General features: G+C 59.1%; 15 protein-coding genes and 2 pseudogenes. 6 read left to right on the forward strand and 11 right to left on the reverse strand.

The window, feature by feature from the left end:
- Nucleotides 1–182 precede the first annotated feature (182 nt).
- The gene (locus LFT44_RS15570; RefSeq protein WP_236799329.1) at nt 183–1,775 is read left to right on the forward strand and encodes a hypothetical protein; all 1,593 of its coding nucleotides are present in this window, start codon (nt 183–185) and stop codon (nt 1,773–1,775) included.
- 189 nt (nt 1,776–1,964) lie between these two features.
- Here LFT44_RS15570 and LFT44_RS15575 read toward each other — a convergent pair whose 3' ends face one another.
- Together LFT44_RS15575 and LFT44_RS15580 are read right to left on the reverse strand one after the other, a co-directional pair.
- Nucleotides 1,965–3,242, reverse strand: coding sequence for an O-antigen ligase family protein (locus tag LFT44_RS15575; protein WP_236799331.1), 1,278 nt, complete (start codon nt 3,240–3,242; stop codon nt 1,965–1,967).
- Nucleotides 3,243–3,339: 97 nt separating this feature from the next.
- A complete protein-coding gene (locus LFT44_RS15580) occupies nt 3,340–4,599 on the reverse strand; it encodes a MinD/ParA family ATP-binding protein (RefSeq protein ID WP_442863753.1) in 1,260 nt (419 codons plus the stop codon).
- A gap of 739 nt (nt 4,600–5,338) precedes the next feature.
- Between LFT44_RS15580 and LFT44_RS15590 the strand changes: the two genes are divergently transcribed.
- Nucleotides 5,339–6,667: an ISL3 family transposase gene (locus LFT44_RS15590; protein ID WP_236798899.1), complete on the forward strand. Its 1,329-nt coding sequence runs from the start codon at nt 5,339–5,341 to the stop codon at nt 6,665–6,667.
- A 157-nt stretch (nt 6,668–6,824) separates the two neighbouring features.
- On the opposite strand, the gene LFT44_RS15595 is transcribed toward LFT44_RS15590, so the two are convergent.
- Nucleotides 6,825–7,652: an MBL fold metallo-hydrolase gene (locus tag LFT44_RS15595; protein ID WP_236799335.1), complete on the reverse strand. Its 828-nt coding sequence runs from the start codon at nt 7,650–7,652 to the stop codon at nt 6,825–6,827.
- Between the two features lie 665 nt (nt 7,653–8,317).
- Between LFT44_RS15595 and LFT44_RS15600 the strand changes: the two are divergent.
- A pseudogene (locus LFT44_RS15600) lies at nt 8,318–9,417 on the forward strand (IS3 family transposase); the annotation flags it as partial.
- A gap of 73 nt (nt 9,418–9,490) precedes the next feature.
- Nucleotides 9,491–10,819, forward strand: a complete 1,329-nt coding sequence (locus LFT44_RS15605; RefSeq protein ID WP_236798899.1) for an ISL3 family transposase — start codon at nt 9,491–9,493, stop codon at nt 10,817–10,819.
- Nucleotides 10,820–11,661: 842 nt separating this feature from the next.
- Here the strand turns inward: LFT44_RS15605 and LFT44_RS15610 are convergent.
- From LFT44_RS15610 to LFT44_RS15630, 4 genes are all read right to left on the reverse strand, one after another.
- Complete coding sequence (locus LFT44_RS15610) at nt 11,662–12,525, reverse strand: DegT/DnrJ/EryC1/StrS family aminotransferase (RefSeq protein ID WP_236799336.1); 864 nt, start codon at nt 12,523–12,525, stop codon at nt 11,662–11,664.
- A 93-nt stretch (nt 12,526–12,618) separates the two neighbouring features.
- On the reverse strand, nt 12,619–13,377 hold the full coding sequence (locus tag LFT44_RS15615) for a GNAT family N-acetyltransferase (RefSeq protein ID WP_236799338.1): 759 nt from the start codon (nt 13,375–13,377) through the stop codon (nt 12,619–12,621).
- 20 nt (nt 13,378–13,397) lie between these two features.
- On the reverse strand, nt 13,398–15,245 hold the full coding sequence (locus LFT44_RS21995; RefSeq protein ID WP_272910859.1) for a sugar transferase: 1,848 nt from the start codon (nt 15,243–15,245) through the stop codon (nt 13,398–13,400).
- Nucleotides 15,246–15,331: 86 nt separating this feature from the next.
- Nucleotides 15,332–16,378 carry a GNAT family N-acetyltransferase gene (locus tag LFT44_RS15630; protein ID WP_236799340.1) on the reverse strand — a complete coding sequence of 349 codons (1,047 nt, stop codon included), beginning with the start codon at nt 16,376–16,378 and terminating at the stop codon, nt 15,332–15,334.
- Nucleotides 16,379–16,948: 570 nt separating this feature from the next.
- On the opposite strand from LFT44_RS15630, the gene LFT44_RS15635 reads away from it, so the two are divergent.
- Nucleotides 16,949–17,374: a hypothetical protein gene (locus LFT44_RS15635; RefSeq protein ID WP_236799342.1), complete on the forward strand. Its 426-nt coding sequence runs from the start codon at nt 16,949–16,951 to the stop codon at nt 17,372–17,374.
- Between the two features lie 671 nt (nt 17,375–18,045).
- The gene (locus tag LFT44_RS15640) at nt 18,046–19,374 is read left to right on the forward strand and encodes an ISL3 family transposase (protein ID WP_236798899.1); all 1,329 of its coding nucleotides are present in this window, start codon (nt 18,046–18,048) and stop codon (nt 19,372–19,374) included.
- A gap of 41 nt (nt 19,375–19,415) precedes the next feature.
- Here the strand turns inward: LFT44_RS15640 and LFT44_RS15645 are convergent.
- From LFT44_RS15645 to LFT44_RS15660, 4 genes and pseudogenes are all read right to left on the reverse strand, one after another.
- Nucleotides 19,416–19,562: pseudogene (locus tag LFT44_RS15645) on the reverse strand (helix-turn-helix domain-containing protein); the annotation flags it as partial.
- 184 nt (nt 19,563–19,746) lie between these two features.
- Complete coding sequence (locus LFT44_RS15650; RefSeq protein ID WP_236799343.1) at nt 19,747–20,919, reverse strand: glycosyltransferase; 1,173 nt, start codon at nt 20,917–20,919, stop codon at nt 19,747–19,749.
- Entirely contained in the window at nt 20,916–21,581 is a 666-nt protein-coding gene (locus LFT44_RS15655) for a glycosyltransferase (RefSeq protein WP_236799345.1), read from the reverse strand. The genes LFT44_RS15650 and LFT44_RS15655 overlap by 4 nt, the downstream gene beginning before the upstream one ends.
- 1,813 nt (nt 21,582–23,394) lie before the next feature.
- Entirely contained in the window at nt 23,395–24,666 is a 1,272-nt protein-coding gene (locus LFT44_RS15660) for a hypothetical protein (protein ID WP_236799347.1), read from the reverse strand.
- Nucleotides 24,667–24,927 lie beyond the last annotated feature (261 nt).

Here is a 24,927-nt window from a genome sequence, read left to right on the forward strand (position 1 = left end):
CCAGCTTTCTTTTCTCCTCAATCGCCGAATCCAGTGAAGCAGAAAGTGGCTCACGCTGCCGACGACGGTTGCCTCCAAGGCGCCGTTCCTGGGGGCGATGTTGCTGCGAGTCAGTCAGTTCTAGGGATCTTGACGGCATAGTCCTAACCACCTAGGAAAATCGGCTGAACCAGCCCTCGCAGGTGTCGCTATCTGCCACTTATGGCCGCAAGGACAGTGCCCCACGGTCCCTCGCTGACTTCAACGTTCTACCCGGCAACACGGCGGCGCAGAACCGGCAGGGCTTCCTGGACGCGCAGAACTCCGGTTACGTCGATTTCGTCCTCCCCCCGGGCACCTACCAGTGGGCAGCCGCAAGTAACGGGCAGTGGATGATGACCTTTGCAGGGAAAAAGCACATCCGTGTCCGGGGTATCGACGCCGTTATCAACGACACCACGGCGTACGGCAACAACGGCCCGCTTGAGGGTGTATTCCTGTTCGACAACTGCAAGGATGTCGAAGTGTCCGGCATCGAATACGTCGGGCCGGCGCTGTCTGACCCGTCCACGCTGCTCGGTTACCAGGGCGCAATACTGGTCCGGGCGATAAACGGCACCGATGGCGTCAAGGTGGACATGCGGGCCACCAACTGCCGCTATGGCGTGCAGACCGGCGACTACAGCGATCCGGCTAAGGGCGGGTGCAAGAACTTCGATGTGAAGATCCGCGGCACCATGATCGGTTATGGAATCGCCGCGCACCGTGCTGACGGCATCCGCCACGACCTCGACGTGGACGGCGTTCACCGTGTCGGGTACATGGCAGGGTGCGTTGACGTGAAAGGCGTTGCCCGCTGGCGGAACCAATACATCGCCCCTATCGCCTACCTGCTGACGGACTGCATCACGTCTGGAACGGATACCGCCGCGCAGGCAGACCCAGTGAACTCCCCCACCACCTCACGGGGTTGCACCGACGTCAAGGTCAGCGTCATAGACAAGGGCTCCATCGTGTTCAAGAACAACAGCATGTGCGCTGGGATCAACCTCTCCCGCGTTGACCCGTGCCGCTTCGAGAATATCGACATCACTGTTTACACGGTCGGCACTGACACGGTCAGCACAAAGGTAGGCGGGTTCATCCTCAACAGCACAGGCGTCCCTGCCGTCTGGTCGCGGTATACCTACAACTGGGAATCTACGGTCATCTTCGACAACGTGAAGATTTCTGGCGTAGTGGATCACTCAGCCCAAACCGTGGCGTCGAACACCACGGGCGAGCTGTACATCTACACCAAGGACGATGCTGGGGAAGCTTCGGGCAAGTACGCGACCGTGCGCGGACTCACCGTAGACGGGCTGACTATCCTGAAGTCCTCCGCTGCCTCTCCCCGGCCGGTGGTCATCGTGGCAAGGGAACCGGCGCTGCCAATCCTTCTGCGGAACCTCAACGCCCCCGGCCTGACCGTTTCCCTTTACACGTCGAACACGGTAACCACAAAGTTCGATGGATGCATTCTTGCGAGCGTAGATGCCTCCAGCTTTTCAGGCGGCGCACTGTTCACCGTTGGTGCGGGCTGCAACATTGCCCACGCGCCGGGGCACTGCCGATCCGCACCCAGGGTAACGCCGGCATCGGCGGTGCAGGCGGGATCATCACCCAGAAGGAAGTTACCCTCACCTTGTCAGGGGCGTCTACTACTTGGGCGGCAGCTATTCCAGGAGGGTCCCTGCTGCTGGGGGTGCAGGGCAGGGTACAGACCGCGATCGCCGGCGCCTCCGGTATTCAGGTAGGTGTGACAGGCGACCTAACTAGGTTCCGCAACGGAGACGGCACGGCGGTCGGCACGACGTTCGGCCCAAGCGCTCAAGCTGCGGCAACAAGCCCGCTGTGGTACCTAACGAACACGGACATCATCGTCACCGCACGAACGGCCAACTTCACAGGTGGCACGCTTCGGCTGATCTTGACGTACGGTGCGTTCAACGCCCCGACAGCCTAGGGCTACCTTGAACGCCGTCTAGCCACTTCCGTTCCGCCCTCGACAGCTTGGGCTTCTCGGCGCCTGGCTTCACCGCGCTCCAATGCGCGGCGGGGTCTTTGTCGAGAAGCCCAAGCCGGGAGAATACCGCTACACCGATCCACGCAGCCGGCGAATGATCCCAAAACCCAGTCAGGTAACTGAGCGCCGAAGCGGCAATGAAGCACCCAATCAGGATTGCGGCCCGGTGGTCCGACCCTGCCGCCCGCTTGCCAAGGGAAGCCCATAACACTGCAACGTACATCAGTACGCCGACCATCCCCAGCCCGGTCCCGAGTTCCAGGATGAGGTTGTGGGCACCGACCTCAAAGTAGTTGCTGAGCTGGAACGTTCCCGCCCCTGACCCGAACCAGAAGTTGCCTCCCGATACCCAGAAGTCGCGGGCGACCGGCCAAATGATGAGGCGCCCCGACCAGTCACCCGTAGCCCTCCCAAACACGTTCTCAAACGCTAGTGACGCCTGATCCACAGCACCCGTCGTGATAGCAGCGGCGCCGGCAAGGACCGTGGCAACAAGCAAACGCATTGGTGGCGTCTTGGCGGCCAAGCACATGAGCAGCCACGCCACCATCAAACCAAGTCCGATCAGCGCCCCGCGGGTATCGGACAGCACAATGCCCAGCACAATCGACGCTCCGGCGGCAGCGAGCCAAAGCCGGGTGCCTGCCGTCCTGCGTTTGGTCCCCCATAGCAGCGCGATCATGGCGAACCCGGCAACGAACGCGTACCCGGCATAGTTGACGTTCAAGCCGCCCAAGTCCAGGCGCCCGCCTTCAAGCCCCGATACCTGCTTCGCGTTCTCGTGCCACACCCTGTAAACGAGGACAGCGCACCCGGTAAGGTATCCAACAGCCACAGTCCGGAGCTGCTGGATAGTTTGGATTACGTGACGGGCCGCGATGAACATGACCACCACAACGGCATAATTCCTCGCCGCGCCCAGCGAAGCATCGGGGAACTCTGACCATAGAGAAGAAGCCGCAGCGAACGCCACCAGCAGCGCGCCCAGCAGGAATGGGGCATCGATACGCAAACGCCACGGCCTGCTCAAAACGACAGCCGCGACGGCAGCCCACACCCCCCAGGTCCCCGCGATCCCCGGATCATAAACCGACAGCGCCGCAACCGCCGCCATCATGAACGTCGGAAGCCCTAACCTCAACGCAGCGGGCCGCGGTTCAAGAAGGAACTCATTCACAAATGGCTTGTCGTTGCTCACGAGTATGCTCTTGGTCCCCATAGTCACGATGCCGATTCTACCTGCGCCCCCTGGGACCAATAAGACCGGTTATGCACCGTACGTGGAGGTCGAACGCTTAGCGGTACCCGTCCACAATCGCTGCGGCGATCTCCTTGTAAGCCCGCCGCGTCTCCGGCTTCAGAACGTCGAGCGTCACCAGGTCGCCGTCTGCAACGCCCCGGTCGTGCGGCACCGCAATAAGCTCGCGACAGATCCCGGCCAGGTGCTCCTCAATGGCGTCCTTGTCCACACGGGAGGACACCTCGTCCTTGTCTGTAATAACCACAATGGCATTGCGGGCCAGGTCCTCGTACCCGTGGCTGGCCAGCCAGTGCAGGGTGCTCCGCGCCCGCTTGGCACCGGACACCGCGTAGCCCGCAGCGATCACCAGGTTGTCGGCCGACTGCAGGATCCCACTCATCGCATTGTGGGTCACCCCAGTGCCGCAGTCGGTCAGCACCACTGAGTAGTAACTGGAGATGAGTTTGCGGATGCGGCGGTACTCCTCGGCTGTCAGCGAGTCCGAGACCTCCGGGTCCTGCTCCCCCGCGATCAGGTGCAACCGCCCGGCGTGGTGCATGTACCGGGCCAGCGAGGTCAGAGAGTCGATGGAGTCGATGTTCTCCAACAGGTCCGAAATGGTCCGCGGCGAGGACTGCTGGTAAATCCCCTCACCCAGCGCGCGTTCCACCAGGTCACCGGAGTCGGGATTGGCATCAATGGCGCACGGTGCGTCGCCGCGGTATTCGGCGAGGGTCAGGCCAACGCCCACCGTGGTGGATGTCTTGCCGATGCCGCCCTTGAGGCTCAACACGGCAGTGTTGTAGCTGCCCTGAAGCTGACGGGATATGCGGCGGGCCAGTTCGTCTTCCTGGCGCTGCTTAGGCCCGGGGCCCAGGTTCCACGCGCCACCGGTAAGGTTGTACAGGGCGCCGCGGAAGCCGCCGACGGGCCTGGGCTTCTGTTCCTTAACGAACAGCCCCGGCGAGCTGATGAAGTCCGGCATCGGTGCCTCCGCGATTGTGTCCGCCACGGTGGGCCGGCTGCGGCGGAAGGAGGGCGTTTCAGCAGGAGCGGCGGGCGGCGGGACGGCAGCTTCAGCAACCACCTCACCTGAGCTGGAAGCGGCAGAGGGAACTGCGGCCATTGGCGCAGCAGCAGGCCTCGCCGGAGCAGGGGTCATAGAAGAGGAAGGAGACACCGGCGCAGCAGCAGCCGAAGGTGCGCGTGACGGCTTCGTGGCGTCCGCTGCCGCGGCTGCCTCCGCCCAGGAGCTACGGCGCGTGACCGGCTTCCCGGCGTCGCTGGAGTTGGAAGGGGGCGTTACGGCTGGCATGGTTCCTGTCCAGGCATCCTGAACTGAGCCGTCGGCACGACGAAGGTCGCGGCGTCGGCGCAGCTGCGGCTGCCCTGCATCTTCTGCTGGGGCGCCTGCAGTCTGATCAGCCGGATCTGGCATGTCTGTCCCCCCGGACGTTTCGGCAAACGGTTCTGCGGCACTGGTTCAATCTGTAAGTCTAGGGGGTCCGGCAGGAGGTCCTGCCAGTATCCGCTGCTCAGCGGTGGATGAGCGCGGCTGAAACCACTACAGCAGTGAGCACCAGGAGGACGGCGGGGACGTAGCCCATCCATTTGGGACGGCCTTTGTGAGGGTTGATATCGACGTACGGAATGATCAGCGTCGGGTATCTCTGTGGATGGGCGCAGGCGCGGGCTGTACAGGTATCCGGATTGCGCGGCGCTTGAGCCGCAGCATCTGGTACAGAACGGCGAAGGGAATTAGCAGGGTGCCCATCAAGGCGCTCAGCGCAAGGGCATAATCAGTCAAGGCCACAACGATCTCCGTCGGTCATAAGCATCCTTACTGCTTATGACCGACGCATGTGACAGATAGATTGACAAGTCGCGTCATGTAGTTTGAGAACTAAAGCCCTCGGTGTGTAACGACTTCGGTCGGTTAGTAGTCACCAGCGACTTTGAGTCTGGTGGGAGTCTGTTTTGTGGCTCTTCGTGGTTGGTGGGGAATTGAGTTCGTGTCGTTGAAGACAAGAGGGCCCGTGGCCCTGCTGGGATGAGTGTGTCTAGCATTCAACCTGGAACAGGACCACGAGCCTTTGAACGAGCCTACCGGGGTCGCAGCCGACGCTGCCACTATCCTCTTCAACCTGCCCGACTACCATGTCATCTCCACCACCATCACTGCCGGCCGGAGGCAGGTCATCGTTGAAACGGACCAGCTACCGGGCTGCCCGAGCTGCGGGGTCATCGCTTCCCGGCGGAAAGAGCGCCGCCTTCAACGGCTCCGTGATATTCCTGTCGCCGGGCCCGTGGAGGTCCTCTGGTCCAAGTACCGCTGGTACTGCGAGGAACCGGCCTGCGACCGGCTCTCGTTCTTCGAATCCACGCCCCAGGTCCCGCGCCATGCCCGGTCCACGAGCCGCCTTCGGGACCAGCTCGTGGACGCCGTCATCCGCTCCGGCCGGGCCGTCTCGGAGACCGCTGCCGGCTTCTCCGTGTCCTGGTGGATGGTCCGGGCTGCGGTGACCGAAGCCTGCCTGCTGCGGTTGCCCGACGTGGACAAGCTCAGCCCGCGGATGCTCGGCATCGACGAACACCGGTTCCGGTCCGTGCGCTACTTCCAGGACCCGTCAACGAAGGCGTGGACCCGGTTCGAACCCTGGATGACAACCATCGTTGATCTCGACACCGGCCAGGTCCTCGGTGTCGTCGACGGGCGGGACCACAAGGGCGTCGGGGACTGGCTGTTCGCCCGGCCCCTGGAGTGGCGCCTGGCCGTGCAGGTCGTCGCGATCGACCCCTCGGCGGCATTCCGTAAAGCGCTCCGGATGTGGCTGCCGCGCACGGCAGTCGCCGTTGATCATTTCCACCTGATCTCCCTGGCGAACCAGGCCATGACGGAGACCCGGCAGAACCTCTCGCAACAGGTCAAGGGCCGCCGCGGCCGGGCCATCGACAAGGCCTGGGCCCACCGCATGCTGCTCCTCCGGGGCGGCGACACCCTCAGCTGCAGGGCCGGCCGCCGACTCGAGGAAGTATTCACCCTGGACGATCCCACAGGAACCCTCCAGGCTGTTTGGAACGTCAAGGAACAACTCCGGGCACTACTCCGCACCGGCTCGCTCGAAGACGCCGCGACGGCCAAGACGGTACTCGAGGAACTGGTCAGGGCAGCCGCACGGCCGGAGACGAACAGGCTCTACCGAACCGTCTGCAGATGGTGGAAAGAGATAGAGGTGCTGATCATTACCGGCGCCACAACAGGGAAGGTCGAGGCCAACAACACCGCTATCAAGAACATCAAGCGAACCGCCCGCGGGTACCGCAACGCAGCCAACTACAAATCCGTTATTCTCTTACGAAGTGCCGTCCGGACGGCGGCATGACGCTCATTCCAGGGACCCGTTTCCCCACGAACCGCGAAGAGCCTGTTTTGTAGCCCTCGTTCAAACGGAGCGAAGGCGTTGCTTCAGTGGGGAACGGCCGTCAGCCCGAGAGTGACGGTGGCTACGGCGAGCACTTTTCCTCAGAGAACACTGATTGCTACGACGCGTTTTGGATGCCGCGCGGGTTCTCCTGAAGACGTTTGATGAGCCAACGGGACTGCTCCGGGCCATAAGGCAGGACGGGAATTGCCTTGGTGGCATCGTTAGGGGTGTCACGAATAGACTGTCGGGCTTGTCGGACAGCCGTGCTCATGGTATCGGCCATGGTCTTGACGAACTGGTCGCTGCACGGCGTCCCATGTCCCGGGATCAGGAACTCGTAACGGTGCCGCAGCGCCGAGATGTGCCGGAGCACGTCGGCCCACTCCTCAGGGTAGGAGTCTTCGAAGGACGGGTGCGCACCTTGCTCAACCAAATCACCGACGTACAGAGTCGTTGGCGTACCCACCAGGAGGTCTCCATCGGTGTGGCCACGACCGAGGTAGAACAGGGTTGCGGTCAGGCCGCCAAGATCTACCAGGACGGGCTGGTCCTTGACGACTACGTTAGGCACCACGAGTTCTACGTTCTTCCCCTCACCGGTGGACATTTCCGGCTCCAGCCTTGCAACGTGCCGGCGCTGCAGCTCGCCCCGCCGGTGAATCTCGGTGGCACAGTTCTGATGCGCCCAGAACTCTGTAACGCCGGCTTCGGCAAAGACGGCACTGCCGAAGAAGTGGTCGTAGTGGGCGTGAGTATTGACAACGACGAGGGTCAGGTTTGTCTTCTCCCGGACAGCCTCCAGGATCTCGCGCCCCTGGCGGGGACCGCAGCCGGTATCAATGACCATGGCGCGCTCGGAGCCGACGATGAGACCGCTGTTCAGCTGGGATCCTTCAGTGACCAGTACATAGTTGTCCCTGCCGACTTCGAGCCATTCCGACATTCTTTTTCTGCACCTCCGGCAGCGGGCGTTCGTATTGGTCACCGATTCTACCCATGAAGCCCAACCGCTTAGCGGTATTGCTGCTGCAGCCGTGCATTTTGGTGGCGTCGGCCACCACGGACGACAGACTTGAGTAGTTGCTGTGTACAAGAAAAGTCGCGGCTACAAGAGGTCCCGAGAGTGCTCGTACAGTTCCGGGCGTCCAGTAGATCAAATCAAGGGAGGCTAACATGGCTTCGTTCACGCGGACGCGGACTTTCCCCGGCGCAGCCACAGCTGGGCGTCAAAGCGCTGACTCCGGGATGCCATCCACAGCCAGTTCATTTAGCTTCAACCACATCGCCCTCATGAAGCCCTCGCTGTCTCTGCGGACGACTGCAAACCGCACCCCATGTCGATCCCATCGCTCTACAAGTAGGTCGCCGCGAACGTCGCGTGTGACGAACGCATCCTCCGCCACCCAAGCCGCACCGTTTTTGAATCCAAACATTGCCTCTGGCAAGGAAGCCCGCGAACGGCGTGGTGCCCCTGTGCCCTCCTCGTAACCACTCATGGGCCGAAGTTAGCCCCACCCCAATGCTTGCGACACGAGTAGGGACTGCTGAAGGTTTGATTGACACTTTGCCTGTGAGGATTTGATCCTCGCGGGTGGAAGGATGTTCATCATGCCCAAAGCCTTTCCCGAAGAGTTCCGCCGCGATGTCGTCGCGGTTGCCCGCAAGGGCGAAGCACCCATCACCCAGATCGCCAAGGACTTCGGTGTCTCGCCCGCTGCCCTGCACCGCTGGATGAAGATCGCCGATAGAGAAGATGGCGTGAAGTCCGGGGCGGTGTCCGATGACGCCGCGAAGCTGCGGGAGGCCAACAAACGCATCCGGCTCCTGGAACAGGAAGCCGAAGTCATGCGCCGTGCCGTGGCCTATCTGTCCCGGGACATCAATCCAAAAAAATGATGTACCCGCTGGTCCGCGAGCTGGCTGCCAGGGACGCCCCGATCAGGGTTCCCGTGGCAGTGTCCTGCCGGGTACTGAATTTCTCCAGACAGGCCTACTACCAGTGGGCCGCCAATCCCGTCCCCGCCCGGGACTGGGAAGAAGCCCACTTGATCAACGCGGCCATCGACCACCACCGCGACGATCCTGCCTTCGGATACCGGTTCATCGCCGATGAGATCAACGCCGGTCCCGGCCCGGCCGCCAGCGAACGCCGGATCTGGCGGTTGTGCTCGGAGAACGGCATCCTCTCGGTGATCCACCGGCGGCGCCGCTCAGGGCTCAAGGCCGGCCCTCCGGTCCACGATGACCTCGTCGAACGGGACTTCAGCGCCACGGCACCGAACCGGAAATGGCTCACGGACATCACCGAGCACCACACCGGGGAGGGCAAGCTGTACCTGTGCGCGATCAAGGACCTTCACTCAAACCGGATCGTCGGATACTCGATGGACGGGCGGATGAAAGCGTCCCTGGCCGTCGCCGCCCTGGACCACGCCGTGGCCCTCAGGAAACCGGCGGGCACGGTGGTCCACTCGGACAGAGGGTCCCAGTTCAGATCCAGAAAGTTCGTCCTGGCCCTGAACACCTATGGGCTGAGCGGATCGATGGGCCGGGTCGGGGCCTGCGGTGACAACGCGGCGATGGAATCGTTCTTCTCCCTGCTTCAAAAGAACGTCCTGAACCGGAAACGATGGGAGACCCGGGCCGAGCTCCGGCTGGCCATCACGACCTGGATCGAGCGCAGCTACCACCGCAAACGCCGTCAACGCGGCTCTTCGTGGTTGGTGGGGAATTGAGTTCGTGTCGTTGAAGACAAGAGGGCCCGTGGCCCTGCTGGGATGAGTGTGTCTAGCATTCAACCTGGAACAGGACCACGAGCCTTTGAACGAGCCTACCGGGGTCGCAGCCGACGCTGCCACTATCCTCTTCAACCTGCCCGACTACCATGTCATCTCCACCACCATCACTGCCGGCCGGAGGCAGGTCATCGTTGAAACGGACCAGCTACCGGGCTGCCCGAGCTGCGGGGTCATCGCTTCCCGGCGGAAAGAGCGCCGCCTTCAACGGCTCCGTGATATTCCTGTCGCCGGGCCCGTGGAGGTCCTCTGGTCCAAGTACCGCTGGTACTGCGAGGAACCGGCCTGCGACCGGCTCTCGTTCTTCGAATCCACGCCCCAGGTCCCGCGCCATGCCCGGTCCACGAGCCGCCTTCGGGACCAGCTCGTGGACGCCGTCATCCGCTCCGGCCGGGCCGTCTCGGAGACCGCTGCCGGCTTCTCCGTGTCCTGGTGGATGGTCCGGGCTGCGGTGACCGAAGCCTGCCTGCTGCGGTTGCCCGACGTGGACAAGCTCAGCCCGCGGATGCTCGGCATCGACGAACACCGGTTCCGGTCCGTGCGCTACTTCCAGGACCCGTCAACGAAGGCGTGGACCCGGTTCGAACCCTGGATGACAACCATCGTTGATCTCGACACCGGCCAGGTCCTCGGTGTCGTCGACGGGCGGGACCACAAGGGCGTCGGGGACTGGCTGTTCGCCCGGCCCCTGGAGTGGCGCCTGGCCGTGCAGGTCGTCGCGATCGACCCCTCGGCGGCATTCCGTAAAGCGCTCCGGATGTGGCTGCCGCGCACGGCAGTCGCCGTTGATCATTTCCACCTGATCTCCCTGGCGAACCAGGCCATGACGGAGACCCGGCAGAACCTCTCGCAACAGGTCAAGGGCCGCCGCGGCCGGGCCATCGACAAGGCCTGGGCCCACCGCATGCTGCTCCTCCGGGGCGGCGACACCCTCAGCTGCAGGGCCGGCCGCCGACTCGAGGAAGTATTCACCCTGGACGATCCCACAGGAACCCTCCAGGCTGTTTGGAACGTCAAGGAACAACTCCGGGCACTACTCCGCACCGGCTCGCTCGAAGACGCCGCGACGGCCAAGACGGTACTCGAGGAACTGGTCAGGGCAGCCGCACGGCCGGAGACGAACAGGCTCTACCGAACCGTCTGCAGATGGTGGAAAGAGATAGAGGTGCTGATCATTACCGGCGCCACAACAGGGAAGGTCGAGGCCAACAACACCGCTATCAAGAACATCAAGCGAACCGCCCGCGGGTACCGCAACGCAGCCAACTACAAATCCGTTATTCTCTTACGAAGTGCCGTCCGGACGGCGGCATGACGCTCATTCCAGGGACCCGTTTCCCCACGAACCGCGAAGAGCCGTCAACGCGCCCTCGGGCGGCTGACACCCATCGAGTTTGAGACAATAAAAAACGCGGCCTCAGCCGCGTAAGAAATTATCAACCACAGCTGTCAACTAAACCTTCAGCAGTCCCGTACGCCCTACCTGAGTTTCGTTTGCCGAATACTTACTGCACCACGTTGCCTACTTGCCCCCGTCATGCAGGAGGGGTTAACGATGACGGCAGTGAGGCGAGACCGCCCTACCGCTTTACGACTGCAAATATTGTTGATGTCGGCCTCCTACGGCGGCACCTACCCCGCAGGAAGGGGCCTCAGGCGGCCGAGGAAGCAGCCTTGCCCGAATGTCAATCCGAGATGGGTAGCAATGTCAAGTCCGGCCGGGAGCGAGTCTTTCCCGAAGCGAACCGCATCCCGGAGTCGGCGTTACGCCTGAACCATTCCCCTATCATGGCGAGGGCCGGGGAGAACACCGCGCCGACCAAGCAGCATCAGGAGCAGGTTGACGAAGTGGTATCTCACCGCTCGCAGGCCCGCAGATCCCGGACTTTCCGGAGCGCCGCCTGAACATCGATCCGTCCGTAGTCAAGAACACCTGTCGAATACCTTTCACACAGGTTCGGTAAGGGAAGGTGGCATCGGAGAACTCCTGTCGAGAGCGGTCAAAGGAGATCGCTGCGATCAAAAGCCGCACCGGGAAGGGACACGACACCGAACATCACCGGGACTTTGAAACGACCCGTGCAAGTTCGGCCCAAGCCTCGATACCTTCGCCCACATTCTCTTGCGCCTTAGCCGCGGAAAATTCTGGGGAAACATTTATACCATCTCTTCCTTCAAGTGTGACTGGAACGAAGAGACGAGAGAGTCCAGTACGTCTGGCTGCACATCTTGATGAACAGGAAAGTTAATAATGTGCCGTGATAAGTCCATCATTGAGCCAAAATCGCCTCGAACGTGATCAATCAACGTGTGGTAAAGACTGACCATGCCGAACCCCTCTTCATTCATTTTTTTGTAGATTTCGTCGCGAGTATTGCTGAGTACGCGGACAGGAAGCGTCTGCGGAACGTCCCCAGCGTTCAGTTCCGGCCAGAGGAGCTGGAACTGTCGGCCCAATCCCGGGAGCGCCGCGAGTCGCTTAGTTATCTCCTCGAAGTTGGCTCGCCTAGTCGCACTAATCGCATCCCAGTTGTAAGACATTACATCTACGGCGAGTTCGCTCTTGGTCGATTTTTGACCGCCAAGGAGTGCCGGGCTCGAATATGTTACGAGTCCGCCCTCTGCGAATGGAAACATCTTGTGTAGGGAATACAGGCGGACTTGGCCGTAGGACCCGGCCTGGCTCCCCCGAACTGAGCTAAAGAAACCGTGAGCTAGGTCCTCGACGAGTAGTGCGCCGAAGCGCTGTGCAAGTTCACTGATGCTCGAGAGTGCCGGGTCGGTCCGCCCAAAATAGTGGATAACGACGAGCGCGCGGTATCCGCCTGAAGCCAGTCTTCGCTCCAGGTCGTCCAAATCGACAGTAAGGTCCGGTTTGAGGTCATAAAACCCAAATTGTTTGCCCAACTGGGCGACCGGGTCAAAGACGCCGCTTCCCTCGTTGGGCGACCATCCAATGAAGGCTGGCAGTAAGACTGCATCTTGGGAATCCGGAAGGACGTTCGCCAGGAAGTCATGCATGCCCTCCCTTGCAGACCGGTAGAATAGCGCGGGCTCGAAAAAATTAGAGGGGTCAACTGCAGTCTTCGCTATACGGCGTGACATCTGATTCCTTTATCCTTGAGGGCGGCCCGGAAGGCTAAGTTTCATACGGTCGGATTTTTGGATGATCTCATGGTTCGAAAGCACCTTCCCCACCGCCGTGGTCGACAATATTGCCAAGACAGTGTCGGCGCCAGGAAAGTGCCCTCTCAGCCCACATAGCAGCTCATCATCATCAAAGGCCTCAATGGAAAAGCACCGGACAACTTTCTGACCTATCAGCCCAACCTTAGTAGGCGCAACCCCATTGACTACTTCCAGTTCACAAAACCCATAGGTCCTAAGACTAGCTACAGCTGCGGGCAGCGATAGGATTCGGGCGGCACCGAAAGAATCTGGCATGGGCCGCGTAACCCATGTGACACTACTGATAGTGCGGAATCCCAGTTTTTGATAAAAAGACACAGCGGGGGCATTGTCCTGAAATACATCGAGTTGCAGCTCCAGCAGTTGTGGACGCTTATGGACGAACGAACGAACGAGGGCGCTCGCAACCCCTCGCCCGCGCGCAGACTCAGCAACACAGATGTAGGACAAAAATCCAACATTATCCTTGCCGATTCGGAACTCCGCGTAGCCCACAACGCCATGAGGATTCGATTGGTCAGTGGCTACCAGCAGGTGCCGCCCTGGGTCCGCTTCCGGATATTTTGTGTGTACAGATAAGAATGCTCCTATGCCGTGTTGCGTGTACGCCATGTACGGTCGCAGCGCTGCATCAAATGAGCGGAGGATCAGGTGGGAAACCAGCGGCGCATCAGCTTCGATCATGTCTCGGACAATTACGGACATCAGAGCGTCCCCCTTCCGCGTCGCTCGTCGTCCAGGTTCTGCATTATGGATTCAGGGTCAATGACGACACCTTGCCGGCGGAAGACCTTTGCGGCTGTAAGTAAGAGAATCTTGGCGTCGAGACGCAATGAGCATGATTTGACATAGTAGACATCGTTTGACAGCCGGTCATCCCAGGACGCAGTATTTCGGCCCTTGATTTGAGCCCACCCGGTGATACCCGGTCGCACTAGCGACCGTAGGCTTTCTTCCTCTGTGAAATATTTAGAGTACCGGGGCAGAAGGGGGCGCGGGCCCACAAGGGACATGTCACCCTTTAGTACGTTCCACAGCTCAGGCAGTTCATCAATGCTCGTCGACCTCAGTAGCGACCCAAACTTCGTCTGCCGCTGAGCATCTGGTAAGAGATTCCCATCAAGGTCTCTCTCGTCGGTCATCGTCCTGAACTTGTACATCTCGAACAATTCCCCGTCTCGGCCGGGACGCATCTGTCGAAAGACCACAGGTGACCCCAGTTTCTTGCGGATCAAGATACCCACGACGCTCATAGGACCAGCCAAAGCGGCCAACGCTAGCGCAGAGATCACTACGTCGACTACCCGTTTCGGCCCCAACACCCACGGCTTGGAGAGACTTGCAATGAACAATGCCCTACTGAACCGTCCAGCCCCCACCTTGAGCGCCAACTCTTCTGAGTAGTATTTCGCCGCCGCTGCTCCCATCGCATGGCGCTGACTAGGGCTACAGGACTGGAGTTTAATAACCGCGTCAGCCAGTTGGGCTGGGTTCTCAGGTTCAAATGCCACCCCAGCCCCTGCCTCCGTGATTAACGACGCGGCGTCACCTTTGACCCCCATCAGGATGGGCCGCCCAGCCATCAAATAGGCTTGTGTCTTTGAGGGAATTGTAATCTCGAAAAGCGGGTCATCCCGAAGATGCACGAGCAGTGCATCAGAGCGCGCCAAAAATTCACCTATTTCCCTTATTGGCTGACGAGGGACAAAGAAGACGTTCCCTAACCCCCGTTCTTTGGCCTCTTTAGCCAGACTAACTGCCTCCACTCCCTCGCCCACGAGCAGAAACCGAATATCCTCTCTGTCCTTTAGCAGCTCAGCGGCATCCAACACGGTTTCGAGAGCTTGGGCCTTGCCGAGATTTCCCGCGAATGTGACGACGAACTTGCCTTCAAGCCCCAAAGGCCACTTCGAACTGGGCGAGTTAGCGTTCGACGCCACTCGGATCTGGGCTTCGTCGGCCCAGTTAGCGATAACGTCCACGCGGCCAGCGGGTATCCCTCTTCGTTCGAGGGCGGTTCGAAAGCCAGGGGAAAGAACTGCTATCCGCGAAGCCATGCGGTAGACGCCAGACATGCCCTTTCCAACAAGCGAAAGGGCAGCTGAACTGTTGACCATGCCCGTTGCCGCAAGCGTGTCGGGCCACAGGTCCTGCACGTCATAGAGGTAGGGGACGCCGCGCAGCAGTTTGAGTACCAATGCGGGCAATGCAACTGTAGCTGGCGGATGGTACACGTACGCCACGTCCGGTCGTTCCACTAGCAGGGCGCCAATGCTCGCTGACAGTGCGAACGAGAGGTAGTTCAGGACACGCTTTGCAGGGGATCCATCATGGCTGGGATAAAGGGCGACCCTCAGTATTGAGATGTCATCCATAGTTTCGTGCTGAAAAGCCCTGACACGGTAGCCAGGATAGACCTTTCCTCCGGGATAATTCGGGAAACCGGTTAGCACGCTCACGCGATGACCCTGCCGCTGCAGCTCCTTCGCGAAAAGCATCCCTTTGAAGGTGGGCTCCGGATCAAACCACTGACTTACGATCAATATGTGCACGACTGAATCCTATCGAGGTCGGGCAACCCTCTGCCGAGGTACAGTGCAACCGTCGCCACCCAGTTTCTTGGGTTCAACGAAAAGCTTCACGCTCTATAGGCAGGAAAGTAGCCCTTGGGAACGTCGCCCGAGTTTTCTGAGGACTTCTCCCGAACCAAGGCATCATACACAGGTTGGTTCATGATTCTGCGCCCTATGCGGAACGGCACACAGCCATCCGGGGCAAACGCTCGTTTATATTTGAATATCCCATCCCCAGGAGCATATCCCCCGCCCAGTACAAAGTTTTTCTTGCCCTGCTTCGCGGCCCACACCATAGCCTCATATTTAAGTAGATCGTTCGGCCTTTTGTCGAAGGCTACTTCTGAGGTTCCGCCCAGAAAGGAATACACGCTCTGCTCCGAGACAAGTATCAACTCGGTTGAGATAATCTTTCCCTCGTGTCGAGCGTGGAAGTAAACAAACTGTCCGATTAGTGACCGGTGGATCTCACGAAAGAACTTTTCCTCAAAATAGTACCTGGAGGACGCAGAACGGCGGTCCATGGTTTCCAGGTAAATTTGATAAAATCCCTCAAAGTGGCTGCCGTCATAATCAATATCAATGGTCACGCCCGAACGTTGCGCTTTCTTCACATTTTTACGGACTTTATGGTCAAAATCCATCCATAAGTCTTCTGGACGCATTTCGAGTGCGCGCACAACATTCTCCCGCCCATCTTCAACCTCGCCAGGAAACCTCAAAAGCGATTCGGGGAAAAGAGTAAAGCGTACGAACTCTGAAACTACATGTGACTGCGCACACCATTCATCAAAGTTAGTCCAAAACTCCTCTTCCAACGCCGTTTTATTTGTACCGTCGATGGCGACAGCACCGCCATAGCCATAGGGGCTCGAAAGATCACGTATGTTGGGGTATCTGCCCGTATCAACCTTCCGCAGGAAGAAGGGATAAATCACAGTACCGTTGGCAGACGTGAGAAGCGCGCAGGCGGCCTTCTCATTCTCAGACTCAAACAAGCGGAGGTAATTAGGATGCGCAAAAACCTCTCTGGCGGGCCATCGCTCCCATATCTCACGCCATTGCTCGACGTCTTGAGGGCTGTCGGTCATTAGAACGGAAAACTGAGTCACGGCACCCTTACTTTCAATTCGCCAAGCAGCTGATACACCCGCTTTTGTTGCGCCTTAATCCCTTCTCATTAATCTGCGGATACTCATTTTTAGATCAAACGGGAATTGTTCCGCAGGTCGCTAATGGCGGAAGTAGTCAGAACGTTGCGAACAACCGGCGCTTCCAGCCACGTTATCACGCCGAGCGACATCGAATATTTGGTTTGTGCACCCACAGGCACCGACCAAGCATGCCATGCTACAGCTGTGGGATTATTGCCGGCTACACCCCGGGTGAGGCCGCCGCCGCGTAAAAGCAGTTAACCGGAGTATGTGCCGGGTAGAATCGGCGTCGTGACTATGGGGACCAAGAGCATACTCGTGAGCAATGACAAGCTGTTATAAACGAGTTCCTTCTTGAACCGCGGCCCGCTATGTTGAGGTTAGGGCTGCCAACGTTCATGATGGCGACGGTCGCCGCGCTGTCGGCTTATGACCCGGGGACCCCTGTGACCCATGGACCGCACGTTTCCCTCGTGGCCGGCCGTCGCTCTGAGCCGGCCGGGGCGTTTCCGTTTCGACGCTCCACACATGCTGGGCACACTGCTGGTGGCGTTCGCTGCGGCGTCTTCTATGTGGTCAAAGTTCCCCGACGCTTCACTAGGCGCTGCCAGGAACTATGCCGTTGTGCTGGTCATGTTCATCGCCGCCCGCCACGTGATCCAAACCCTCCAGCAACTCCGAAGCGTGGCCGTTGGCTACCTCGCAGGGTGCGCTGTGCTCGTGTACAGCGTGTGGCACGAAAACGCGAAGCAGGTAGCGGCGCTTGAGGGCGGACGCCTGGACTTGGCTGGCCTGAATGTCAACTATGCCGGGTACGCGTTCGTCGCCGGCTTCGCCATGATCGCGTTGTGGTGGGGCACTGGGCGCCGGACTCAGGGGACTCGACTCTGGCTCGCCACTGCCGGGGCTTTGATTGTAGTGGGTATCGTCCTACCGATACTCGCGGGGCACTGATCGCGCTTGGCTTGATGATGGCATGGCCACTCATGTGCTTGGCCGCCAAGACACACCCCATGCGTCTACTTATTGGAGCATTCATTGTGGCCGCCGCGGCTATCACGGTCGGGTGCCGTGGATCAAGCGTCATTAGCGTTTGAGAACGTATTTGGGCGAGCTACGGGCGACTGGTCCGGCCGCCTTATCATTTGGCCCGTTGCTCGCGACTTTTGGGCGTCGGAAGATAACTTTTGGTTCGGAGCAGGCGCGGGGGCGTTCCAGCTCAGTAACTATTACCAGGTCGGCGCGCACAACTTCATCCTGGAACTCGGGACCGGGATGGGGACCGTCGGTGTTCTGGTTTACGTTGCAGTCTTGTGGACTTCTCTCGGCAAGCAGGCTACAGGGACGGACCCCCGCGGAAGAGTACTTGTTGGATGCTTCATTGCCGCTTCGGCCCTCAGCTACCTGACTGGATTTTGGGACCACTCCCCTGCTGCCTGGATCGGGGTTGCGGTTTTCTTCCGGATTGGGCTTCTCGACAAAGATCCCTCCGCGCATTGGAGCGCGGTGCCAGGTTCGGAGAAGCCCAAGCTGTCGAAGGCGGAACATAAGTGGCTCTTCGTGGTTGGTGGGGAATTGAGTTCGTGTCGTTGAAGACAAGAGGGCCCGTGGCCCTGCTGGGATGAGTGTGTCTAGCATTCAACCTGGAACAGGACCACGAGCCTTTGAACGAGCCTACCGGGGTCGCAGCCGACGCTGCCACTATCCTCTTCAACCTGCCCGACTACCATGTCATCTCCACCACCATCACTGCCGGCCGGAGGCAGGTCATCGTTGAAACGGACCAGCTACCGGGCTGCCCGAGCTGCGGGGTCATCGCTTCCCGGCGGAAAGAGCGCCGCCTTCAACGGCTCCGTGATATTCCTGTCGCCGGGCCCGTGGAGGTCCTCTGGTCCAAGTACCGCTGGTACTGCGAGGAACCGGCCTGCGACCGGCTCTCGTTCTTCGAATCCACGCCCCAGGTCCCGCGCCATGCCCGGTCCACGAGCCGCCTTCGGGACCAGCTCGTGGACGCCGTCATCCGCTCCGGCCGGGCCGTCTCGGAGACCGCTGCCGGCTTCTCCGTGTCCTGGTGGATGGTCCGGGCTGCGGTGACCGAAGCCTGCCTGCTGCGGTTGCCCGACGTGGACAAGCTCAGCCCGCGGATGCTCGGCATCGACGAACACCGGTTCCGGTCCGTGCGCTACTTCCAGGACCCGTCAACGAAGGCGTGGACCCGGTTCGAACCCTGGATGACAACCATCGTTGATCTCGACACCGGCCAGGTCCTCGGTGTCGTCGACGGGCGGGACCACAAGGGCGTCGGGGACTGGCTGTTCGCCCGGCCCCTGGAGTGGCGCCTGGCCGTGCAGGTCGTCGCGATCGACCCCTCGGCGGCATTCCGTAAAGCGCTCCGGATGTGGCTGCCGCGCACGGCAGTCGCCGTTGATCATTTCCACCTGATCTCCCTGGCGAACCAGGCCATGACGGAGACCCGGCAGAACCTCTCGCAACAGGTCAAGGGCCGCCGCGGCCGGGCCATCGACAAGGCCTGGGCCCACCGCATGCTGCTCCTCCGGGGCGGCGACACCCTCAGCTGCAGGGCCGGCCGCCGACTCGAGGAAGTATTCACCCTGGACGATCCCACAGGAACCCTCCAGGCTGTTTGGAACGTCAAGGAACAACTCCGGGCACTACTCCGCACCGGCTCGCTCGAAGACGCCGCGACGGCCAAGACGGTACTCGAGGAACTGGTCAGGGCAGCCGCACGGCCGGAGACGAACAGGCTCTACCGAACCGTCTGCAGATGGTGGAAAGAGATAGAGGTGCTGATCATTACCGGCGCCACAACAGGGAAGGTCGAGGCCAACAACACCGCTATCAAGAACATCAAGCGAACCGCCCGCGGGTACCGCAACGCAGCCAACTACAAATCCGTTATTCTCTTACGAAGTGCCGTCCGGACGGCGGCATGACGCTCATTCCAGGGACCCGTTTCCCCACGAACCGCGAAGAGCCGGTAACGGGCCGCCCACCGCGCTGCGGTCGTCACCGACACCTGGAACCGCTCAGCAGCACGGCGCAGCGGCCACCCGTCATCGACGATGCACCGGGCCAGCCGGAGCCGTCCCTTCGGCGTCAGAAGCGCGTTAGCATGGGACATTGAAGACCTCCTTGTGGATCGGACTCTTAGACAAGCCCCACTCCACTTGGAGGCCTTCTTTTTGTCACCTAACCACGCCGCATGTTCCTAACCTCCGTGGTCAATACACCTAGGCAGCGCTCCCGACCCACGGAAGGGCTGCCCGCGTGTGGATCCGATTGGCACGACCCCACTGTTTCAATCACTACGGACGACCGAGCCTAATCGTCGGTAAAATCCGGGAATTGTGAGTCGTCTCCGCTGTACTCATAGACTTCATCGCATCCAGATGGCCCCGCGTCGTTTCCAGGCGAGAAGGCAGTCCACGCACAAATTCAAATCCGGCCTTGAGACGACCAAGATCAGCGTATGGGTTCGCAAAATATTCAGAAATCACTGCCGCCGCGGCACCGGGATTTTTAGGATCGAAGTAATACGGGGCATTACCCGAAATTTCGGTTATGAAGTTGAGATCGGAGGCAAACACGGGAAGTCCAAGAGCCATTCCCTCAAGGGGAGTGACAGAGGAGGTTTCGTTCAGACTGGGGAAGAACACTCCGTCGCTATTGCGGTATTGGACGTAACACTCGGCGCGCGAGAGCGCCCCAACCGGGACGATACCGGGGGCATTGTGAAGCCCAAGTGATATCAATTCATCGGATCGAAGAGTACAGACAACCTCGAGCTCCAGGTTGTAGGTCGACCGGAGTACCTCCACAACGCGAGGAATTAATTGGTGATTCTTGTGTGGATAGCCTCGGGCAGGATAGAACAATCGGATAATTCTGCGACCGTTCCCGAGCGCAGGAGTACGCTCGATCCGGGACATGACATCTTGAGCACGAAAAATATCGGCAGGAGAATTCGGGAAGACCCACACAGGCTTACCCGGGAAACGAGCCGACAATTCTTCCGACATATTCGTAGTTTGGGTCAGATAAGCGTCGTATCGTCGCAGTAACGCACGCTTTAAGGCATTCCTAGCAGAAGCCCTGAAGCGCCTGGTCGCAGGTTGATGCCTGGAGACAGGCGTCAGAATCGAGCGATCTGCAAACCCTAGTATCTCCCGTTTCGCCATCCGCCCGACGTAGTCGGGTCCCCGGAGAACCAGCCGAACGTCCGCCCAGGCATTACTTCTTCGTTGCAGGGTGCGCAAATTCGCCGCGTCAGTACGCTGAACGACGCTCACTCCGAGATCGCGCAGGTCATCCAATCGGCTCATTTCACTGGCGATCTCATCCGAAAGGTAGACGTACCATTCGCGTGCCCAACACATGTGCGTTGTCTTGTAGAAGTCAGGAAGAGTATCTAGGAGGTTGGCAGCCCCGCCTATAGCACCACCAGTTCTTATATTCGACGCATAGATGATGGCTTTCAAAGCTCCCCCATCACAAACTGGGATACCGTTGCACTCCAGGCCCGTGGTGTGTAACGGACCAAAGCTTGTTTACGGACTGCTTCTCTATCAATTTCGACAGGCAGGCGAAGGAGCGCGCTAACCAAAGCTTGCTTTGTCGGCTCACTGACAACAAGCGCATTGATGCCATCCTCGAGATGTTCGGATAGATCACTGAATAAATTGCCAAGGATGGGAGTGCCGAGGAGAAGGCTTTCCGGCACTTTAGAGGGGAATCCCAGGTTCGATCTTCTGTCTGCCGGGTCACGTAGAACAACGCTGAAGTCCGCACTGTGAACCGCAGACAATGTCTTCTCCCAGCTCAGTCGACCATGAAGCTTGAAGGCTCGAGCTTTCAACCGTGCGCAGACGTACGCTTCAGTTTGAGCGCTATATGCTCCTACCACGTCCAAGTGGAACCTGTTTCCCTCCGGGTCCACTTCGGCTAGCGCAGCGACGATCAATGAAAGACCGCCGACATCCTTGCCGTGATCTCGAAGGTCAGTGCCAGTGGCAACCAGATGAGTTCTGTGGTCTCTTCGCCTAACAAGGTCGCTGGGACTGATGTCGAAGATCGGCGGAACTACTAGAGGGGGGAACCCCCGCTTACCTAATTTACCCGCCATAGTGTTGGAGATGGTCAAGTAACGACCCCGTCGCCAAGCCAAGGCACGCATTGTGAGCTCATGTAAAACTGCCAGTGGGCCGAACCTCCCGCCAGGAAGATCTGCCGAGTTTAACCACTCGGTGATGTCGAGACTAAAGGGCAGCTTATGGCGACGTGCAAAATGATTTAGACGGAGTAGTGGAACGGGGGCAGCATTATAGAGTATAAGGGAATCAGGGGAGATAGATGAAAGTCTGCTCCTGAGATCCGAGCTTGGACCATTCAGTAACCGAACCAAGCGAGCGAAGACGTGAAAACCTTTTTCTCTCGGGAAACCGCCTTGGACCACACTGATCTTTGAGCCTTTCAGAATTGCTTCCCACTCGCTCGACATTTCATCCCGGGTATGGTCACTGCAAATGATCGTGATCTCGTGTCCGGCCAAGACAAGGGCCCTAGCCAGACCAACGTTCCTAAGCGCCCCTGCATTAACTGTCCGAAATGAGCTAGGGGTGAAGTAGGCAACTTTCATAACCGCGTCCTGGAAGCTGCACTCGCAGAATATTTATAAGCCCTAACGGCACAATGGAGGGCTTCAATAAACCGGTGACGCACAAAATTTACGTCGTATTGTTCAGGCAGCTTAGGCTCGTCGGACGAATAAATGTCGTGTCCAGCCCATTCACTTAGTCCTTGAAAAGCTCGCCGAAGCGAACTGCTCTCAGAGGAATGAGCCACGCGAACGCGAACGCCATGAGTCCGAAACTCTTCGACGCTAGCTTGTCCAATGGGGCCAACAATCAATAGCGGTCGGTTGGCAGCAAGGTACTGCGGCACCTTGGTGGACACGGACAAGCGGGTAAAATTAGAGATATTACAATTTTCGGACTCGACGAACAATAACGCGTCAGCCTCAGTAAGTCTTCGAGGAACATCGTTGACGTTGATTTCCCCGCCCCACTTCAAGTTGCTCGGCAAGTCTCCAGCCAGGTAGCGTTCGGCGTCACTCGCCGATGTATGTGCAACCAAGGTCCAATCGCTCAGAGAGGATTCGCGCATCACATCAGCTAGCTGAATCAGGACATCCGCTCTCCCAAGATGCAGACCACCCACGTAGACGAGTTCCTTAGACTCCGACCCTCTTACCTCACGAGGCCTCCCCGCCCGAAAGTAATCAGCAGGGTCCACGCTGTTTCCTATGGCCACGCATTCCATCCCCATTCGGCTACTAAAATCAGAGGCCATGGCGGAGCCGATAGTCAAGCACAGGGGACTCCGATCCAACACCCGGTGTAAAAGTTGCAATGATCTCTTGTGCGCCAAGCCACAGAGTTCACGATTGGGATAAAGCGACAGGATCCAGTCGTCCATGAAGTGCGGGACTATTGGAACGTCAAATCGTTTGGAGAGTTCGAGCGCCAAAAGCATCATTCTGCAACTTCCCAACAGGGAATGAATTACGGTTGGGCGGAACTCTGAGACGGCCCTAATGGTATCGGTCGGCAGCCTCACGGGACTAAGGTCCGAAGCCGCTTTAGCTTCACGCCTCAGGCGTCCACCGGCTGGGACCTGTTCACGGCGGACTGCTGCATTCAGTCCATCAGCAGCTAGTCCCGGGGCTGGAAGGCTCGAGGCTCGCAACCGTGCCAAGGTCCAATGGATAGCGCCAGATACCGGAGCGACCGTTTTGGGTAAGGGAACAATGCTCGGGTGGTCATGTAGACCAGGGTTGTCTACCAGTTGCAGTATCGACTCCGGAGGCAGGCCCGCGTATATGCTACTTAGAGTCTGCCCAGTTGCGTCCCTCGATCCAATCGGCTTGGCACCCAGATAAAGCACACGAACACAGTTCATTGGGTCTCCACCATTTGCCGAGGGTGATCTTTCGAAGCACGCAGTAACGTCTGTCTGTAACCAATGAAGGCCGCAGGCCAGACCAAGACACAGTATAAAGTAGCTCCCGCGAAAGGGATCCACATAGTACCGATATGAGTTGCGATGAACCATTTAAGGGGAACAACGATTAGGAAAAGACTGTAACCAACAGTCTGGGCCATCAGCACCCCTCCTCCATTTTGAACCATGAAGAGAGGCGCCACAACGGCTTGGACGAAAACCATGAGCCCCAGGCCGCACAGAAGTGTACTGCTTGGTACGATGGCAGAGCCCAGCCACCAGCCTATCGCTTGCTTCCCAAGAAGAATCCCGATTCCCGCCAACCCTCCCACTGAGAGCGAGGTGATAATAACCATTTTTCGCGTTATAGCCCGCACCCAGGCGGTGTCACCATTCTGGAGAGCCGCGGCATTCAGGGGCCAAAGCGGGGTGGTAAGTATTGCCGTAATCACGCCAAACATGGCAAAGATTCTTGCGGGTATCGCAAAATTGGTAACTTCAGATAAAGAGACGGTCTGAGCGATGATCCAATTGTCAGACGAAAGCGTCGCTGCCATTAGCACCGTTATGAGCAGAAACCGGGCCCCAATTGCAGCTAAATCCTTCAAATCATTCCAACTGAATTGACTTAGCCGGGGTGATATTGACCTGCCGTGGCGTCCTGTGAAGAAAAGTATAGTGTTGACGAGGGAGACGCAAACGGGAGAGAAAGACGCTAGGGCGATAAAAAACTCGCTGCCCGCGGCGACACGTGCCGCTACTAAGACTGCCGCTATACCTATAACGCTCGCCGCTCCTTGCCACATATTCGACCGGCCGACTTGCTGCATTGCATACTGAACACGAATTATGAGTGAACCGACAATGTTCAGAATAAAGGCACTCAATGTCAGTAACGTTAGTGATTCCACCTCAGGGTCGTTAGCACTGGATGAACGTCCAACTACGGCAGCCCAGTCAACAGACAGCGACGATACCCAGAGCGAGATCAAGCAAATTACCACCGCAAGCGAAAGCGCTAGATATGCGGTGGATATCAGACGTCGTGCCCTTGAAGTGTCATCTTCTGCCATGGCTTTGGCAAGTCTGGTCATGAGTCCCGCGCCAATGCCTAGATCCGCAAACACCGCGACTGCTGTAAGTGACAATGCTGCGGCCCACGCCCCATAGAGGCTTGCCCCCAGATACTGCAGGGAAACCGGCACAGTCACAAAAGGAGAAAGCATTGCCACTCCTCGGCTTATTGCCGAAGTTGCAACGCCTAACCGAAGTTGGCTTGTCCGAATGTGGGCCATGATCGTCCCTCCTCTACATCGCAAAGAGGCACATGTGTTGACCCAGCTGGCCAGCGTGGCCCCTTCGAGGGGGCCACGCGCAAGAGCTCACAAGTACCAGAGACTAAGACGGCCGGCAAGGCTTCACTATGTCTAACCACGCACTCAGCTATCGCTCTGGGTTGTCCCAGCTCTTGCTCAGAAGGGCGTTTT

This window comes from Arthrobacter sp. FW306-05-C (genome assembly GCF_021801725.1).
GTDB lineage: Bacteria > Actinomycetota > Actinomycetes > Actinomycetales > Micrococcaceae > Arthrobacter.

Bases quoted from the DNA above. Each gene is read 5' to 3' on its own strand.
- LFT44_RS15635 (WP_236799342.1), top strand. From the start codon at position 16,949: ATGCTGGGCACACTGCTGGTGGCGTTCGCTGCGGCGTCTTCTATGTGG.
- LFT44_RS15660 (WP_236799347.1), bottom strand. From the start codon at position 24,666: ATGCTTTCTCCTTTTGTGACTGTGCCGGTTTCCCTGCAGTATCTGGGG.
- LFT44_RS15580 (WP_442863753.1), bottom strand. From the start codon at position 4,599: ATGCCAGCCGTAACGCCCCCTTCCAACTCCAGCGACGCCGGGAAGCCG.
- LFT44_RS15595 (WP_236799335.1), bottom strand. From the start codon at position 7,652: ATGTCGGAATGGCTCGAAGTCGGCAGGGACAACTATGTACTGGTCACT.
- LFT44_RS15610 (WP_236799336.1), bottom strand. From the start codon at position 12,525: ATGCATGACTTCCTGGCGAACGTCCTTCCGGATTCCCAAGATGCAGTC.
- LFT44_RS15615 (WP_236799338.1), bottom strand. From the start codon at position 13,377: ATGATCGAAGCTGATGCGCCGCTGGTTTCCCACCTGATCCTCCGCTCA.